The sequence below is a fragment of the Sphingomonas sp. Root241 genome, from assembly GCF_001428865.1.
Taxonomy (GTDB): Bacteria; Pseudomonadota; Alphaproteobacteria; order Sphingomonadales; family Sphingomonadaceae; genus Sphingomonas.
In genome coordinates this window covers 471,343-485,651 of sequence record NZ_LMIV01000002.1, presented here as the reverse complement: position 1 = coordinate 485,651, position 14,309 = coordinate 471,343, and the positions used below count along the sequence as shown (strand labels likewise).

The 14,309-nt window shown below is 66.3% G+C and carries 16 protein-coding genes; 8 read left to right on the top strand and 8 right to left on the bottom strand.

Annotation, left to right across the window (positions count from 1 at the left end; genetic code table 11):
• Positions 1-10: 10 nt before the first annotated feature.
• From ASE13_RS12900 to ASE13_RS12890, 3 genes are read left to right on the top strand one after another with little or no spacing between them, the layout of a single operon-like run.
• A complete protein-coding gene (locus ASE13_RS12900) occupies positions 11-529 on the top strand; it encodes an EF-hand domain-containing protein (RefSeq protein ID WP_056616371.1) in 519 nt (172 codons plus the stop codon).
• 41 nt (positions 530-570) lie between these two features.
• Positions 571-1,488, top strand: coding sequence for a cation diffusion facilitator family transporter (locus tag ASE13_RS12895; protein ID WP_056616368.1), 918 nt, complete (start codon positions 571-573; stop codon positions 1,486-1,488).
• Positions 1,481-2,152, top strand: coding sequence for an HAD-IA family hydrolase (locus ASE13_RS12890; protein WP_056617792.1), 672 nt, complete (start codon positions 1,481-1,483; stop codon positions 2,150-2,152). The genes ASE13_RS12895 and ASE13_RS12890 overlap by 8 nt, the downstream gene beginning before the upstream one ends.
• A 130-nt stretch (positions 2,153-2,282) precedes the next feature.
• On the opposite strand, the gene ASE13_RS19885 is transcribed toward ASE13_RS12890, so the two are convergent.
• A complete protein-coding gene (locus tag ASE13_RS19885) occupies positions 2,283-2,915 on the bottom strand; it encodes a cupin domain-containing protein (protein WP_235536971.1) in 633 nt (210 codons plus the stop codon).
• A gap of 44 nt (positions 2,916-2,959) precedes the next feature.
• Between ASE13_RS19885 and tgt the strand changes: the two genes are divergently transcribed.
• From tgt to ASE13_RS12870, 3 genes are all read left to right on the top strand, one after another.
• Positions 2,960-4,111, top strand: a complete 1,152-nt coding sequence (gene tgt / locus ASE13_RS12880; RefSeq protein ID WP_056616365.1) for a tRNA guanosine(34) transglycosylase Tgt — start codon at positions 2,960-2,962, stop codon at positions 4,109-4,111.
• A 71-nt stretch (positions 4,112-4,182) separates the two neighbouring features.
• The gene (locus ASE13_RS12875; protein ID WP_082596769.1) at positions 4,183-5,202 is read left to right on the top strand and encodes a cell wall hydrolase; all 1,020 of its coding nucleotides are present in this window, start codon (positions 4,183-4,185) and stop codon (positions 5,200-5,202) included.
• Positions 5,203-5,286: 84 nt separating this feature from the next.
• Complete coding sequence (locus tag ASE13_RS12870) at positions 5,287-5,592, top strand: hypothetical protein (protein ID WP_056616362.1); 306 nt, start codon at positions 5,287-5,289, stop codon at positions 5,590-5,592.
• Between the two features lie 3 nt (positions 5,593-5,595).
• On the opposite strand, the gene ASE13_RS12865 is transcribed toward ASE13_RS12870, so the two are convergent.
• The gene (locus ASE13_RS12865) at positions 5,596-6,204 is read right to left on the bottom strand and encodes a winged helix-turn-helix domain-containing protein (RefSeq protein ID WP_056616359.1); all 609 of its coding nucleotides are present in this window, start codon (positions 6,202-6,204) and stop codon (positions 5,596-5,598) included.
• A 405-nt stretch (positions 6,205-6,609) separates the two neighbouring features.
• On the opposite strand from ASE13_RS12865, the gene ASE13_RS12860 reads away from it, so the two are divergent.
• Together ASE13_RS12860 and pdeM are read left to right on the top strand one after the other, a co-directional pair.
• On the top strand, positions 6,610-8,016 hold the full coding sequence (locus tag ASE13_RS12860; protein ID WP_056616357.1) for a M20/M25/M40 family metallo-hydrolase: 1,407 nt from the start codon (positions 6,610-6,612) through the stop codon (positions 8,014-8,016).
• Positions 8,017-8,063: 47 nt separating this feature from the next.
• Positions 8,064-8,726 (top strand): ligase-associated DNA damage response endonuclease PdeM, encoded by a 663-nt coding sequence (gene pdeM / locus ASE13_RS12855; protein ID WP_056616354.1) that lies wholly within the window; start codon positions 8,064-8,066, stop codon positions 8,724-8,726.
• On the opposite strand, the gene ASE13_RS12850 is transcribed toward pdeM, so the two are convergent.
• The 6 genes from ASE13_RS12850 to ASE13_RS12825 all read right to left on the bottom strand — a co-directional run bounded on the left by ASE13_RS12850 (position 8,723) and on the right by ASE13_RS12825 (position 14,302).
• Entirely contained in the window at positions 8,723-9,418 is a 696-nt protein-coding gene (locus ASE13_RS12850; protein ID WP_056616351.1) for a GIN domain-containing protein, read from the bottom strand. The two genes, pdeM and ASE13_RS12850, sit on opposite strands and share 4 nt — an antisense overlap.
• Before the next feature lie 38 nt (positions 9,419-9,456).
• A complete protein-coding gene (locus ASE13_RS12845; RefSeq protein ID WP_056616348.1) occupies positions 9,457-10,176 on the bottom strand; it encodes a head GIN domain-containing protein in 720 nt (239 codons plus the stop codon).
• A 111-nt stretch (positions 10,177-10,287) separates the two neighbouring features.
• Positions 10,288-10,821 carry a CarD family transcriptional regulator gene (locus ASE13_RS12840; RefSeq protein WP_056616345.1) on the bottom strand — a complete coding sequence of 178 codons (534 nt, stop codon included), beginning with the start codon at positions 10,819-10,821 and terminating at the stop codon, positions 10,288-10,290.
• 250 nt (positions 10,822-11,071) lie between these two features.
• Positions 11,072-11,410 (bottom strand): ferredoxin FdxA, encoded by a 339-nt coding sequence (gene fdxA / locus ASE13_RS12835; RefSeq protein WP_056616341.1) that lies wholly within the window; start codon positions 11,408-11,410, stop codon positions 11,072-11,074.
• A 47-nt stretch (positions 11,411-11,457) separates the two neighbouring features.
• Positions 11,458-11,766 (bottom strand): S4 domain-containing protein, encoded by a 309-nt coding sequence (locus ASE13_RS12830; RefSeq protein ID WP_235536970.1) that lies wholly within the window; start codon positions 11,764-11,766, stop codon positions 11,458-11,460.
• Positions 11,759-14,302 carry a helicase-related protein gene (locus ASE13_RS12825; RefSeq protein ID WP_056616338.1) on the bottom strand — a complete coding sequence of 848 codons (2,544 nt, stop codon included), beginning with the start codon at positions 14,300-14,302 and terminating at the stop codon, positions 11,759-11,761. The genes ASE13_RS12830 and ASE13_RS12825 overlap by 8 nt, the downstream gene beginning before the upstream one ends.
• Positions 14,303-14,309: the final 7 nt, after the last annotated feature.

The window sequence follows — 14,309 nt, the reverse complement described above, 5'->3', positions numbered from 1 at the left end:
AAGGACATCGATGCGCCTGTTCCTGCTGTTCGCCGCGCTCGTCGCCAGCCCCGCACTCGCCCAGCAAACGCGGCCGGCGCAGGTAACCCCGGTCGTGCCCGGTCCGCAGGCCCAGCCCGCCGCCACGGTAATGGCCGAACCGGTGGCGATGATGATCGCGGCGTTCGATCGCGACGGCGATGCCCTGGTGAGCCGCGCCGAGTTCGACGCCGGGCTCCGCCACAGCTTCGACAGCGTGGACACTCGCAAGACCGGCTCGCTCGGCTATATCGCGTTTTCCGACTGGTCCGAGCGCTGGCTCGGTGACCGCAACACCCTGCCCAGCCCGTTCGAGACCGATCGCGACGGCGACAACCGCATCACCTGGGACGAATTCGCCGCGCGCTTCGCGCTTCTGTTCACGCGATTCGATACCAACAAGGACGGGTCGCTCTCACGCAGCGAGCTGCTGACGCTGCGCCCCCAAATGTTCGATCGCGACCGGCGCGGGCGCCCCATGAACGCACCCGCGAAGCCTCCGCGCAATTGAGGTCCTAGCATCTCATGCGTTTGCGTGGCTAAACGACGATAATGGCCGGACATCACGAGCACGATCATCACCATGCCCATGGTCCGGCCGATTTCGGCCGCGCCTTCGCCATCGGCACGGCGCTCAATCTCGGCTTCGTGCTCCTCGAAGGCATTGCGGGCTTCCTCACCGATTCGGTCGCCTTGCTCGCCGATGCCGGTCACAATCTTTCCGACGTGCTCGGGCTGCTCGTCGCCTGGGCAGCCGTGGAACTCGCCAAGCGGCCCGCCTCGAAACGCTTCACCTACGGCCTTCGCGGCAGCTCGATCCTCGCCGCACTGACCAATTCGGTGCTGCTGCTCGTCGCCGTCGGTGCCATCGCCTGGGAGGCGATCGGGCGTTTCTCGGATCCGCCGGCAATCGCAGGCGGGACGGTGATGATCGTCGCCGGCCTCGGCATCGTCGTGAATCTCTCCACGGCGCTGCTGTTCGCACGCGGGCGCAAGAGCGATATCAACATTCGCGGCGCCTATCTCCACATGGCGGCCGACGCCGCGGTCTCTGCCGGCGTGGTGATCGGCGGCGGGCTGATCCTGCTGACCGGCTCGGAATGGGTCGATCCGGCGGTGAGCCTGGTGATCGTCGCGGTCATATTGTGGAGCACTTGGGGGCTGGCACGCGAATCGCTGACGATGGTGCTCCAGGCGGTTCCCGAAGGGATCGACGCGGACGCGGTCCGGAACACCCTGGCGAGCCTGCCCGGCGTCGCGCGCGTCCACGATCTCCACATCTGGCCGATGAGCACGACCGAGGCGGCGCTGACCGCGCATCTGGTGATGCCCAGCGGCCATCCGGGCGATGCATTCCTGATCGACCTGCAGCATCGTCTCGCGCACGATTTCCGGATCGATCACACCACGGTCCAGATCGAGCTGGGCGAAGGCGCCGAATGCCGATTGCATGGGCACGCGCATGGTTGAGGCGACACGCGCAGACGGCGCGCCGACGCCGCCGATCCGGCTGGTGATCTTCGATTTCGACGGCACGCTGTCCGATAGCGGCGACTGGTTCCTGTCGGTGGTCGACCAGCTTGCCCGGCGCTTTCGCTTCCGCACCGTCGCCCCCGACCAGGTCGAGATGCTGCGCCACAAGAGCTCGCGCGAAGTGATCGATTTTCTCGGCATCTCGCGCTGGAAGATGCCGTTGATCGCGCGCCATCTGCGCAAGCTCGTGGGCCGCAACGCGCATGAGATCGAGCTCTTTCCGGGCACCCCCGATCTGCTCGAGCGGCTGGCGGATACCGGCGTCAAGATCGCATTGGTCACCTCGAATTCCGAAGCCAATGCGCGCAAGATCCTCGGCGAGGAGCATGCCGCCCGGATCGACTTCTATGCCTGCGGCTCGTCCTTGTTCGGCAAGGCGCCCAAGTTCCGCCGCGTGCTCAAGAAGATGGGCATTCCCGCCGCCCAGGCGCTGGCGATCGGCGACGAGACCCGTGACGTGGATGCCGCACGCGAAGTCGGGATGCGCGCCGGCTCGGTATTATGGGGCTATGCCAGCGAGGCGGTGCTGACTGCGCTTCAACCCGACGCCCTGTTCCGCAAGCCGCAGGACATCATCGACTACGTCGCCGCGCATCGCTGAGCCCTAGACAGACCGCTGATATATTATCGTCATCCCGGCCTTGAGCCGGGATCCCGCTTCTTCTGCTTGGCCAAAGCAGTGGGACCTCGGCTCAAGGCCGGGGTGACGAGGGAAGCATACAAGTCTCAATCTAGTCCAGATGCACCGCCAGCCAGACACTCGGGCGGTCCTTTGCGGTCCATGTCACCCAATGCCTCTGTCCGCCCGCGATCCAGACATGGTCGCCCGGGCCAAGCGTCACCTCGGCCGAATCCTCGATGCGCAGGCCCGCGGCGCCCTCGAGCAGCAACACCCATTCGTCCTGCGCCTGCACCATCGGTTCGTCTTCGGGTGTCGCCTGCCCGCGCGAGACGATCCGCTCGACACGAATGCCTGGGCGCGCCAGCAATTCGGTGAACGCCTCGGCGCGCTTCGCCGCGGGCAGCTTCGTCAGCAGGTTCGCCACCTTCACCTTGAAGCGCGGCTTCGGCTTCGGTTTCGGCGCCGGAGCCGCTTTCACTTCGGGCTTGGCCTTTTGCCGCGCCTTCACCGAACCCGCCGACTTACTCCACGCATTGCTCGCCGCGCCGCGAAGATAGTCCTCTACCTCCTCGGCGCCGGCGATGAGCCCGTCTTTCTCGATGCCGAACACCGGCGCCCCTTTCGCGTCGTGCAGCCCGTATTTGCCGAAGTCGCCGCCCGGCTTGCGCCGCCGCGAGCTCACCAGCTTCAATCCGCGATGCGCCGCCATCTCGCGCAGCTTCTCGGTCGTCTCGTTCGGCATGATCCCTCGACTCAAGGCGATTGGGGCCGCTAGGGCAACGCCCCATGTCATCCTCGGCTCCCCGTTTCCAGTTCACCATCCACGCCACCGACGGCAAGGCGCGGCTCGGCACCATCGCGATGCAGCGCGGCGAGATCCGCACGCCCGCCTTCATGCCGGTCGGCACCGCCGCCACGGTCAAGGCGGTCAAGCCGCAGGATGTTCGCGCCTCGGGCGCCGACATCCTGCTCGGCAACACCTATCATCTGATGCTGCGCCCCACCGCCGAGCGCGTCCACAAGCTCGGCGGGCTGCACAGGTTCATGGGCTGGGATCGGCCGATCCTCACCGATTCGGGCGGCTATCAGGTGATGAGCCTGTCCGAGCTGACCAAGCGCAGCGAGGAAGGCATCGTCTTCAAGTCGCATCTCGACGGCTCGCGCCACATGCTCAGCCCCGAACGCTCAATGGAGATCCAGCGTCTGCTCGGCTCGAACATCGTCATGGCGTTCGACGAGCTCGTCCCCACCATTTCGACTCGCGACGTGCAGGCCGCGGCGATGGAACGCTCGATGCGCTGGGCGAAGCGCTCGCGCGCGGGGTTCGACGCCGGCGGCGAGCATGCCGAGAACAACGCGCTGTTCGGTATCCAGCAGGGCGCGCTCGATGAGGGGCTGCGAAAGGCATCGGCCGACGCATTGCTCGACATCGGCTTCGACGGGTACGCGATCGGCGGGCTCGCCGTCGGCGAGGGACAGGAAGCGATGTTCGGCGTGCTCGATTATGCTCCGAGCCAGCTCGATGCCGCCAAGCCCCGCTACTTGATGGGCGTCGGCAAGCCCGACGACATCGTCGGCGCGGTCGAGCGCGGAGTCGACATGTTCGATTGCGTCCTCCCCACGCGCTCGGGCCGCACCGGGCAGGCCTTCACACGCACCGGCCCCATCAACATCCGCAATGCGAAGTTCGGCGAGGACGAGGGGCCGCTCGATCCCACCTGCGCTTGCCCGACCTGCACGGGCTGGAGCCGCGCCTATATCCACCACCTGGTCCGTGCCGGCGAGATTCTCGGCGCGATGCTGATGACCGAGCATAATCTCTGGTTCTACCAGCAGCTCATGGCCGATCTGCGCGCGGCGATCGGCGAAGGGCGGCTGACGGCATTCGCCGACGATTTCCGCGCCCGCTATCGCACGGCCGAACCGCCGAAGCCTTGACTTAACCATCTTCTGTTCCGTCGCGGGACGGGTCGAAATCGAAGGGCGTTTCGTTCAACTTTTCACGATATATGCGCTGCTTTCCGGGCCCTTTGGGCTTCCATGAGGCAGCGCATTTGTTCTGGCGGCGGTTCACCCGAATACAGACACGAGGGCTGACGGCGGGGGCTTTGGTCTCGCTGGTCGGCGCCGGATTCTCGGCGCAGGCGCTCAGCCCGGAGCCGCGCACCACCTCCGGCAAGCCTGCCGTCAGCGGCTATGAGGCCGAGGATCATTTTCCCGGCGCGGCTTATTATACCGCCGTTTCCGACGAAGCGGCTGCGGCGAGTGGCACGACCGGGACGATCGCGCTCCCCGATCTGCCCGTGCCCGAAAATGCCGTGATCGATTCGTCGATCCAGCCGGCCGCGCCGTTCCGCCTCGCCGGGAGCGCAGTCGATAACGCGCGCGCGCTCCAATGCCTCACCACGGCCATCTATTATGAAGCGGCGAGCGAGCCCGACGACGGGCAGCGCGCCGTCGCGCAGGTCGTGCTCAATCGCGTGCGGCATCCGGCATTTCCCGCCACGGTGTGCGGCGTCGTGTTCCAGGGCTCGGAGAAAAGCGGCTGCCAGTTCAGCTTCGCCTGTGACGGTGCGATGGCGCGCATCCCGTCGCGCACCGCGTGGGACCGCGCCGCGCGGGTCGCCGGGGCGGCGCTCGCCGGCAGCGTGTTCGCGCCGGTCGGCATGGCGACGCATTACCACACTTATGCCGTGACGCCGTCGTGGAACCGCAGCCTGGTGATGACCGGCGTGTTCGGCGCGCATTTCTTCCATCGCTGGAAGGGCTGGTGGGGCATGGCCGCCGCATTCCGCCAATCCTATCAGGGCGGCGAGCCCTTGCCGGCGCCGCATGCGAGCGCGGCTGCGACGATCGCCGCCGTGCAGCCGGTGCCGCAGCCCGTTGCGGCTGCGTCCCGGCCGATCAACGAAACGATCCAGCCGGCGCATGCCGAGAGCGGCATGCCCACCGCCGATTATGCCGCGGCTGCGCTTCCGGATTCGCAGATCCTCGACAAGTGGAAGGACAGCGGCAAGCCTTTGCGCTGAATCGGGACATTGTGTCCCGGATTGACGCTGCCGCGTTCCGGAAAGCGTTTGCGCGCGTTCCGGAACGGCTCCTAGTCTGGGCGCATGAAAAAGCCTGTCAGTCCGGAAGATTTCGGCGACATCATCGAAACGATGATCGAGACGCAGGCGCTGCTTGTTTCCTCGATCTACGTCGATCTGGTGAATTTCGGGCTGCTCGAAACCGATGCCGCCGCTCGCCGGCTGCAATCACTCGGCAATCTCACCACCACGCCCCACCACCGCCACCCGGAAGTCGCCGCCGCGCTGGGCGACCGCCTGCGCGATTATGCCGACGGCTTCGAACGGGCGCATCGCAGCGGCGACCGCCCGCAGGTTCGGCTTCGTGTGGTGAACGGCGGCAAGCGCTGAGCGTCAGGCGCGGTGCCGGTGGGCTTCCGCTTCGGCGGGATCGGCGGAATTGGCCCGGTGGCGACAGAATTCAGGCTTGAGCGCCCAGCCCTGCCCTCGCACCGAATGGATGAAATCGCGGCCGCCGCTGGCCAGTTTGAGCTTCTGGCGTAGGTTGGACACGAACACGTCGATCGTCCCCATCGACGCTTGTTCGGCCGCGTCGGCATACAGCGCCTGATGGATGTTTCCGCGCGAAACCGGCTGCGGCATCGCCTGCCAGAGCAGATCGAGCACGTGCTTCTCCGATTCGGTCAGCCCCACCTGCCGCCGGCCGACGCGATACTGGTTCTCCTCCGGCCGATAGACCAGCGAATTGAAATAATCGTTGCGCAGCTCGCGCGGCTTCGCACCCTTTTCCAGCGCGGAGAGGACGAGGCCGACCAGCTCCTCGCGATGCGAGTCGAGCACGGCCTCGAGCGCCGGCGCCTCTCCCGCCGCAGGTGCGTCCTGGCTCAGCTCCGACGCCCGCCGAACCAGGTCCAGCGCGTCGTCCACCGAGCGGCGGCTTTCGATGAGCCGCGCTTCCGCGTCGCGCAATAGCCTGGCGAGCGAATTGCCCTCAGCGCCCATGCCGCGATCCGGATGCACGGATGCAGTCGACTGCCGCAAATGCAGTGGCAGTGATCGGTACCGCGAGGCGGCCGGACTTTGTCACAGTTACGCAAAGCATAAATGAAGCCACTATACGTTAAGGTGCACCGATGCGATAAGATGCAGTGTAGCATCTCGTCGCCCAAGACATTCCACCAATCTTTGCGCAAGCGCAACCATCGATGTCTCTTATTGTCGCAATAATGTATTGTTAATTGTTTAATAACTGCGACTGTGTACCCATATTATAGTTAATTTTTCGTTAATTACTGGCGTTCCTGAATTCACGAGTGATCTGGACTATGCGCCGCCGCTTCGAGCCGTCGGCAAATCCGCCATGGGTGGTCGCTTGCTACGCCCGCGCTCCCGGCGTAGCCCTCCGCCATGACCGACTCGACGCCCGCACTCGACTATGTCGAGACCCATATCGACGACAGCCTCGATCGCCTGTTCGCGTTGATGCGCGTACAATCGATCTCCACCGATCCGGCATATGCCGAACAGTGCCGCGTCGCCGCGCAACTGCTCGCCGACGAGCTGACCAGCCTCGGCTTCGAGGCGCGTGTCGCGCCGACCGAGGGCCATCCGATGGTGGTCGCGCATCAGGAAGGCGACGGCCCGCACGTGCTGTTCTATGGCCATTACGACGTCCAGCCGGTCGATCCGCTCGCGCTCTGGAAGCGTGATCCGTTCGATCCCGTGCTCGAGACGCGCGCCGACGGCACCAAGGCGATCGTCGGCCGCGGCGCATCGGACGACAAGGGCCAGCTGCGCACCTTCATCGAGGCGTGCCGCGCTTGGAAGGAGATTGAGGGACACCTTCCGGTTCGCGTCACGATCCTGTTCGAAGGTGAGGAAGAATCGGGCTCGGAAAGCCTCGAGCCGTTCCTTCGGGCCAATGCGGAAGAGCTCAAGGCCGATTTCGCGCTGATCTGCGACACTTCGATGTGGGATACCGCCACGCCCGGCCTCACCATCGGCCTGCGCGGCATGGCCGGCGGACAGGTGACCGTGCGCGGCCCCTCGCGCGACCTTCACTCAGGGCTGTATGGCGGCCCGGCACGCAACCCGATCCAGGTGCTGACCAACATCCTCGCCGATCTCAAGGACGCCGACGGTCATGTCACCTTGCCCGGCTTCTACGACGGCGTTCACCCCTTGAGCGACGAGGTCCAGAAGAGCTGGGACGCACTCGGCTTCGACGCGAACGAATTCCTCGGCGATGTCGGCCTCAGCGTCCCCGCGGGCGAGAAGGGCGTCGGCGTGCTCGAGCAGAGCTGGGCGCGGCCCACCGCCGAGATCAACGGCATCTGGGGCGGCTATACCGGCGAAGGCTTCAAGACCGTGATCCCCGCCGAAGCCCATGCCAAAATCAGCTTCCGCCTCGTCGGCGATCAGGATCCCGACCAGGTCTGGGCGGCGTTCGAGGCGCATGTCCGCTCGCGCCTGCCCGCCGACTGCTCGGCCGAGTTCAACGTCCGCGGCGGATCGCGCGCGATCAGCCTTGCCAGCGACAGCCCGCCGCTCGCCGCCACGCGCGCCGCGCTCGATGCCGAATGGGGCAAATCGGCGTTGCTCGCCAGCGGCGGCTCGATCCCGGTGGTCAATTCGATCCGCTCGATCCTGGGCATGGACAGCGTGATGGTCGGCTTCGCGCTCAACGACGACAATATCCATTCGCCCAACGAGAAATACGACCTCAACAGCTTCCACAAGGGCATCCGCTCCTGGGTGCGGATCCTCGGGCGACTGGGAGCGATGGAATCGGCAAGGCAGACCGAGACCGCCTGAAGCGGCTACGGTTGACAGCGTCGGGTCCGAAGCCGGATAGGCAAGGCATGGTTCCCCTTTCGTTCGGCGGTCATGCGTTTCAGGCGCTCGCGCAAGGAGCGCTCTACTGGCCTGCCCGGCGCGCATTGCTCGTCGCCGATCTCCATTTCGAAAAGGGAAGCTGGTTCGCCAGCAAGGGGCAAATGCTGCCGCCTTATGATTCGCTGGCGACGCTCACCGATCTGTCGGCATTGGTGACACGCACGGGCGCAGTCGAACTCTGGTGCCTGGGCGACAGCTTCCACGATTCGGCGGGCTGCGAACGACTTCCCGCCGATGCCCGCGCGCTTCTCACCGGACTTACCGCGCAGCTCGACTGGCGCTGGATCACCGGCAACCATGATTCGCTGCTGATCGATCATTGCGGAGGTACGATCCTCGAAGATGCCGAGGTCGATGGGCTCATCCTCCGCCACGAAGCCGAGCCGGGCGAGATCCGCCCCGAGCTGTCCGGCCATTTCCATCCCAAGTTGCGAATCAACATCCGCGGCCGGCAGGTTTCCCGCCGCTGCTTCGTCGCCACCGCCACCAAGCTGATCCTGCCCGCGTTCGGCGCGCTCACCGGCGGGCTCGACGCGCATCATCCCGAGATCGTCCGCGCGGTGGGGCGCGGCGCGCAAGCGCTCGTCGCACTCGACGATCGCCTGCTGCGCTTCCCGCTCGCCGCCTAGTTTTTCCGGATCGTCCCCGAACACGTCATCGGCCCGGACCCACGCAGCGTGCATTCGGGCTTGCCGAATATGGCGATTTCGCCGCTGCCCATCGCCATGGCCTGCGCGGTATAGCGAACGTTGAGACGGACATTGCCGCTGCTGTCCGACGTCAGCCGTGCGTCCCCGGCGGTCAGCCCGGCGGCATCGATCGAGCCCGCGCCGGAATTGCGCAGCGTCGCACGCGCAGTGGTTCCCGCCAGCGTCATCGCGCCAGTGCCGGTCAGGCTCGCATTGAGATCATCGGCCTTGATCGCCGCGACATCGAGACTCCCCGACCCGGTCAGCACCAGATCGATGCGCCCGCCGCGCATCTGCGCCACGCGCACCCGCGCGCCGCCGGTGAGCGTCACTCCGCGCAGCGCCAGTACCGACACGCGGACTTTGGGCAAAGGGGCGGCCGCGCTCTTCGCGCTAGCCCAGGAGAGCGGCCCGGCGCTCACTACCATCGTGTCGCCATTGACCTGCACCGCCACCTGATCGAGCGTCCCGCGGACACCGCTGGCCGTCGCGCGCGGCGAGCCGGTCACGACCTCGACTTCGAACGGTCCGTCGACGCGCAACCGCTCGAAACTGCCGACCATGAAGCTGCGTTCGTCCGCCGGCGCGGCGGCGGTGAGCAACAGGAGCGGAGCGAGGAGCAGCGATCGCATGCCGCGACAGTCGCTCCCTGCGCCCCTTCAGGCAAGCCTTAGCTGCAGCGCGCCTCGCCCGAACCGACCGCATTCACCGAGCATTTGGCGCCGCCGCCCAGTTCGGCATCGCCCGAACCGACGATCGAGACCGACGCAGGCCCCTTCACTGTCCCGAGGACGTTGCCCGATCCCGCGATCGAGACCTCGGCGCTTGTGGCGGTCAGGCGTTTCGCGTCGATGTCGCCCGAACCGGCGATCGAGGCGGAGAGCTTCGACGCACTGCCGGCGACGCTGAGGTTGCCCGAGCCCGCGATCGACAGGTCGGCCGCATTGGCGCGGAGATCCGCCACGCTGAGATTGCCCGAGCCGGCGATCGCGCCGTCGAAATCGCCTTCGCCCCGCTGCGCAGTCAAATCGCCCGAACCACTGACCGTTGCGGAAGTGAGCTTGGGCATTACGACATGAACGCGTGCGCCATGGTCGTTATTGAACCATTGCTCCTTCGAATCCTTGCGGCCGACCCGCAGCGTGCCGTCGACGACGCGGATGTCGAGCTTGTCGAGCACCTTGGGATCGCCTTCGGCTGTCACCGAGAAGTTCTGGCCGGTCTTGACGTCGACATCGTCCGGCCCGCGCAGTTCGACACCGGCGAAGCCGCTCGCGGCGAAGCTGCGCGAGGCGCCCGTGCCGCTCGCCTGAGCCGCCTCGCCCTTCTTCTCCCAGTTCGACTGGCATGCGGCCAGCGGCAACAATGCGATCATCAGCAACATACGCATTTCCTTCTCCCGAACTCGTGTGTTGGTTAGGCAATACACTATCAATCGACAAAGGAAAAGGGGCGGCCGTTGCCGGTCCGCCCCTCGTCAAAAGTCACTGGGCTGCGCGCGTCAGGCCGGGACCTTGTCCTTGTTCCAGATCGCAGCGGATTTGCGCAGGATGTCGAGGATCTTCTCGAGCGCGGTCGGCTCGTCGACTTCCTCCATCGCGGCCAGCTCGCGCGCGAGGCGCGATGCGGCGGCTTCGAAGATCTGGCGCTCCGAATAGCTCTGCTCGGGCTGGTCGTCGGCGCGGAACAGGTCGCGGACCACTTCGGCGATCGACACGAGGTCGCCCGAATTGATCTTGGCTTCATATTCCTGCGCGCGGCGCGACCACATGGTGCGCTTGACCTTGGGCTTGCCTTTCAGCGTCTCGAGCGCTTCCTTGAGCGTCTTGTCGCTGGAAAGCTTGCGCATGCCCACGCTCTCGGCCTTGTTGGTCGGAACACGGAGCGTCATCTTCTCTTTTTCGAAGCGCAGGACGTAGAGTTCGAGCTGCATGCCCGCAATTTCCTGCTTCTGCAGCTCGACCACACGGCCCACGCCGTGCTTGGGGTAAACGACATAATCGCCGACATCGAAGGACAGCGCCTTGGCAGCCATGGGCTAGAGACCTTTCCGTGAATAACCGGCCCCGAACGATTGCGGCGTCGACCCAGACGCGGCTGGCGTCGGGCAGGCGGTTCGGGGCAACAACCTATGCTTCTCCGGGCGGAAGGGCGATACATCGCCTCCGTCCTGGCCTATTTAACACGGTTGCAATAAAATTACCAGCCGCGCGTCATCGCTGCGGCGCATTTATGTGCACTGCGGCGAAGATTCTTGTCGGGACCGCGCAAACGGCGCGCCGGGATCAGCTCCCGGTGCCGGGCTCCGCCGAGAAATACTTGTCGAACTTGCCTTCCTGGCCCTTCATCGCGTCGGCATCGGCCGGGACATCGCCCTTCTGGGTGATGTTGGGCCATTCCTCCGAATAGGTGCGATTGAGCTCGAGCCACTTTTCGAGGCCGTTCTCGGTATCGGGCAGGATCGCCTCGGCCGGGCATTCGGGCTCGCAGACGCCGCAGTCGATGCACTCGTTGGGATTGATGACGAGCATGTTCTCGCCTTCGTAGAAACAGTCGACCGGGCACACTTCGACACAGTCCATGTACTTGCACCGGATGCAGGCGTCGGTGACGACATAGGTCATGGCAGGTCGGCTCCCTGAGCGGCAAAGGTCTGTAACGCGCGCCCCTGCTATGCCTGGGATTCTATCGCGTCAACGTTTCTGGGGGCTTGGATTTCCAGTCGGGTGTAAAGCTCAGCTGCTTCGGCGGGCGGGCCGCGCCGCTTCGGCAGCGCCTCGACCCGCAGCGCCAGAACCTTGCCGAAGAGCGGGAAGACGATGATCGATCCGATCCGCACCGGGGCCGCCGAACGCTCGATCCGTCGCCCGTCGAGCCGGAGCGTGCCCTTCTCGGCGATCGCCTGCGCCGCGCTGCGCGACTTGGCCAGCCGGGCGAACCACAGGAAGCGGTCGAGCCGGATGCTCGCGGCGTCAACCACCGCGCAATCCGGCGAGCACCGCAAAGGCGTTGTCGGTCGGAGCGGCGCGGGGCTTGGCGATCGGAGTCAGCCCCTGCCAGATCCAGCGTTGCGGCTCGCTTTCGCGCGCCCTCGCGGCCTTGAAGCCGAGCTGCGCCATCAGCCGCGCCAGCGTCTCGGGTGTGAGGCCGATCGAAGTCGCCAGCGCGGAATCGGGCATAAAGGGTTTCCGCCCCTGCCGCGCGTCGTGTGCGGCGCGCGCGATCCGCTCGACCAGATCGACACGCACTGCCTGCGCGCCCAGTGGACGGAAGCCATGCGCGAGGTCCGCGCCCGGCGCATTGCGGGGCAATACCGTCGAACCCTCGGGCGGCGCCTCGGCCAGCGCCATCAATTCGCGCCGCCACTTTGCCGCACCGGGCTTGAGCAAGCCCGGTGCGAAAAGATCGAGCGTGCCGATGGTGATGCCGATCGCGCGCAAGCGCTTCCGCGCATCGGCGTCGAGCCCTTCGACCAAAGCCGCCGCCGCCCGCCGGGGGAGCAGCCCCCCGGCATCGAGCAGCGCATTGGCGAGCGCGCGCAGCGGCCCGCCCGCTTCGGGATCGCGGCTCGCGGCGTCGAGCTTCGACAAGGACGGCAGCTGCCGGGCGACCTGCGCGGCGAACCAGCCTTCCAGCCGCGCCTGCACGGCGTTGCGCACCGGCGGATCGAGTATGTCGAGCGCCCGATCGAGGACGATCTTCGGGCGGACGAGGTTCGGCCCAGGCCGGAGTTCGGCAATCGCGGACCCTCGCCACTCTACTGTATTGTTCCCCGGCGAAGGCCGGGGCCCAGACTCAGCGTTGCTACTTTCAAGGCTGGGCCCCGGCCTTCGCCGGGGAACGATGACCAGCTCGGTATCAGCCGCGTTGATCAAGGCTTCGCCACGCTTGCGATATTCGCCCGCCAGCCTCTTCTCCGCCGCGGCGAGCAACATCCTTTTATCCGCGGCGCGCGCGTCGGGCTGGACGGTGAAGCGGAAGCCATGGATCGTGCCGAGCGGATGCTCCTCGACGCTCACTTCGCCCTCGGGCCCGATCGTCACCGGCAGATTGGAGGCATCCGCGCCGATCTGGCGGAGCAGCACGGTGGTGCGCTTGTCGACGAAGCGCTGGGTCAGGCTGGCGTGGAGCGCGTCCGACAATTTCTCCTCGATCGCCCGGGTACGCTCGGCCCAGTGGATCGGGTCCTGCAGCCAATCGGCACGGTGCGCGATATAGGCCCAGCTCCGCGCCGCCGCGATGCGCCCGGCGAGCGTCTCGACATCGCCGGCCATGTTGTCGAGCCGCTGGATCTCGTCGGCGAACCATTGGTGGGGGACATGGCCATTGGCTTCGGAAAGATGCCCGAACAGGCGCCCGACGAAGCGCGCATGGGGATCGACGCCGAGCTTGCGGAAATCGGGCAGCCCGCACGCCGCCCAGAGCCGTGCCACCATCCGGGGCGAGCGCACCCGTGCGCGTACCCAATCCTCCTCCGCCAGCCGCTTGAGCACCGCGAGATCGACTGCCTCGGGCGCCGCGCGGAGCACTTCCTCGCGCGGCTTCGCCTCGAGGCTGGCGACCAGCGCGTCGATGCTGTCAAAATCGGGTTCGCCTTCGCGCCAGTAGAGGTGCTCGAGCCGCGGCACCTTGTGCGCTTCGAGCGCCAGCACTTCCTCGGGGGTGAAGGCGCTCGGCCCCTCATCGTGGAGCGCGCCGAACGTTCCGTCCTTCTGGTGACGGCCGGCGCGGCCGGCGATCTGCGCCATCTCGGCCACGGTGAGGCGGCGCTGGCGGCGGCCGTCGAACTTGGAGAGGCTGGCGAAGGCGACATGGCTCACGTCCATGTTCAGTCCCATGCCGATCGCGTCGGTGGCGACGAGATAGTCGACCTCACCCGCCTGGAACATCGCGACCTGGGCGTTGCGGGTGCGCGGAGAGAGTGCGCCCATCACCACCGCAGCACCGCCGCGCAAGCGTCTGAGCGCCTCTGCCACCGCGTAAACCTCCTCGGCGGAGAAGGCGACGATCGCCGAGCGGCGGGGGAGGCGCGAGAGTTTCTTCGCACCGGCATAGCTTAGCGTCGAAAAACGCGGGCGGCCGATGATCTCGGCGTCGGGGACCAGTGTCTTGAGCATCGGCTTCATCGAATCCGATCCCAGGATCATCGTCTCGGCATATCCCCGTGCGCGCAGGAGCCGATCGGTGAAGACATGACCGCGTTCGGGATCGGCGCCCAATTGCGCCTCGTCGAGGCCGACGAACGCCACTTCCCTCTCCAGCGGCATGCTTTCCGCGGTGCACAGCAGCCACTTGGCCTTGGGAGGGAGGATCTTCTCCTCGCCGGTGATCAGCCCGACCGATTCAACGCCCTTCATCCGGACGACACGATCATAGACCTCGCGCGCGAGCAGCCGCAGCGGGAAGCCGATCATGCCGCTGGCATGGCCGCACATCCGCTCGACCGCGAGGTGGGTCTTGCCGGTATTGGTGGGGCCGAGCACCGCAGTGACCGGCGAACGCGCGAACTGGCTCATGTCGCTA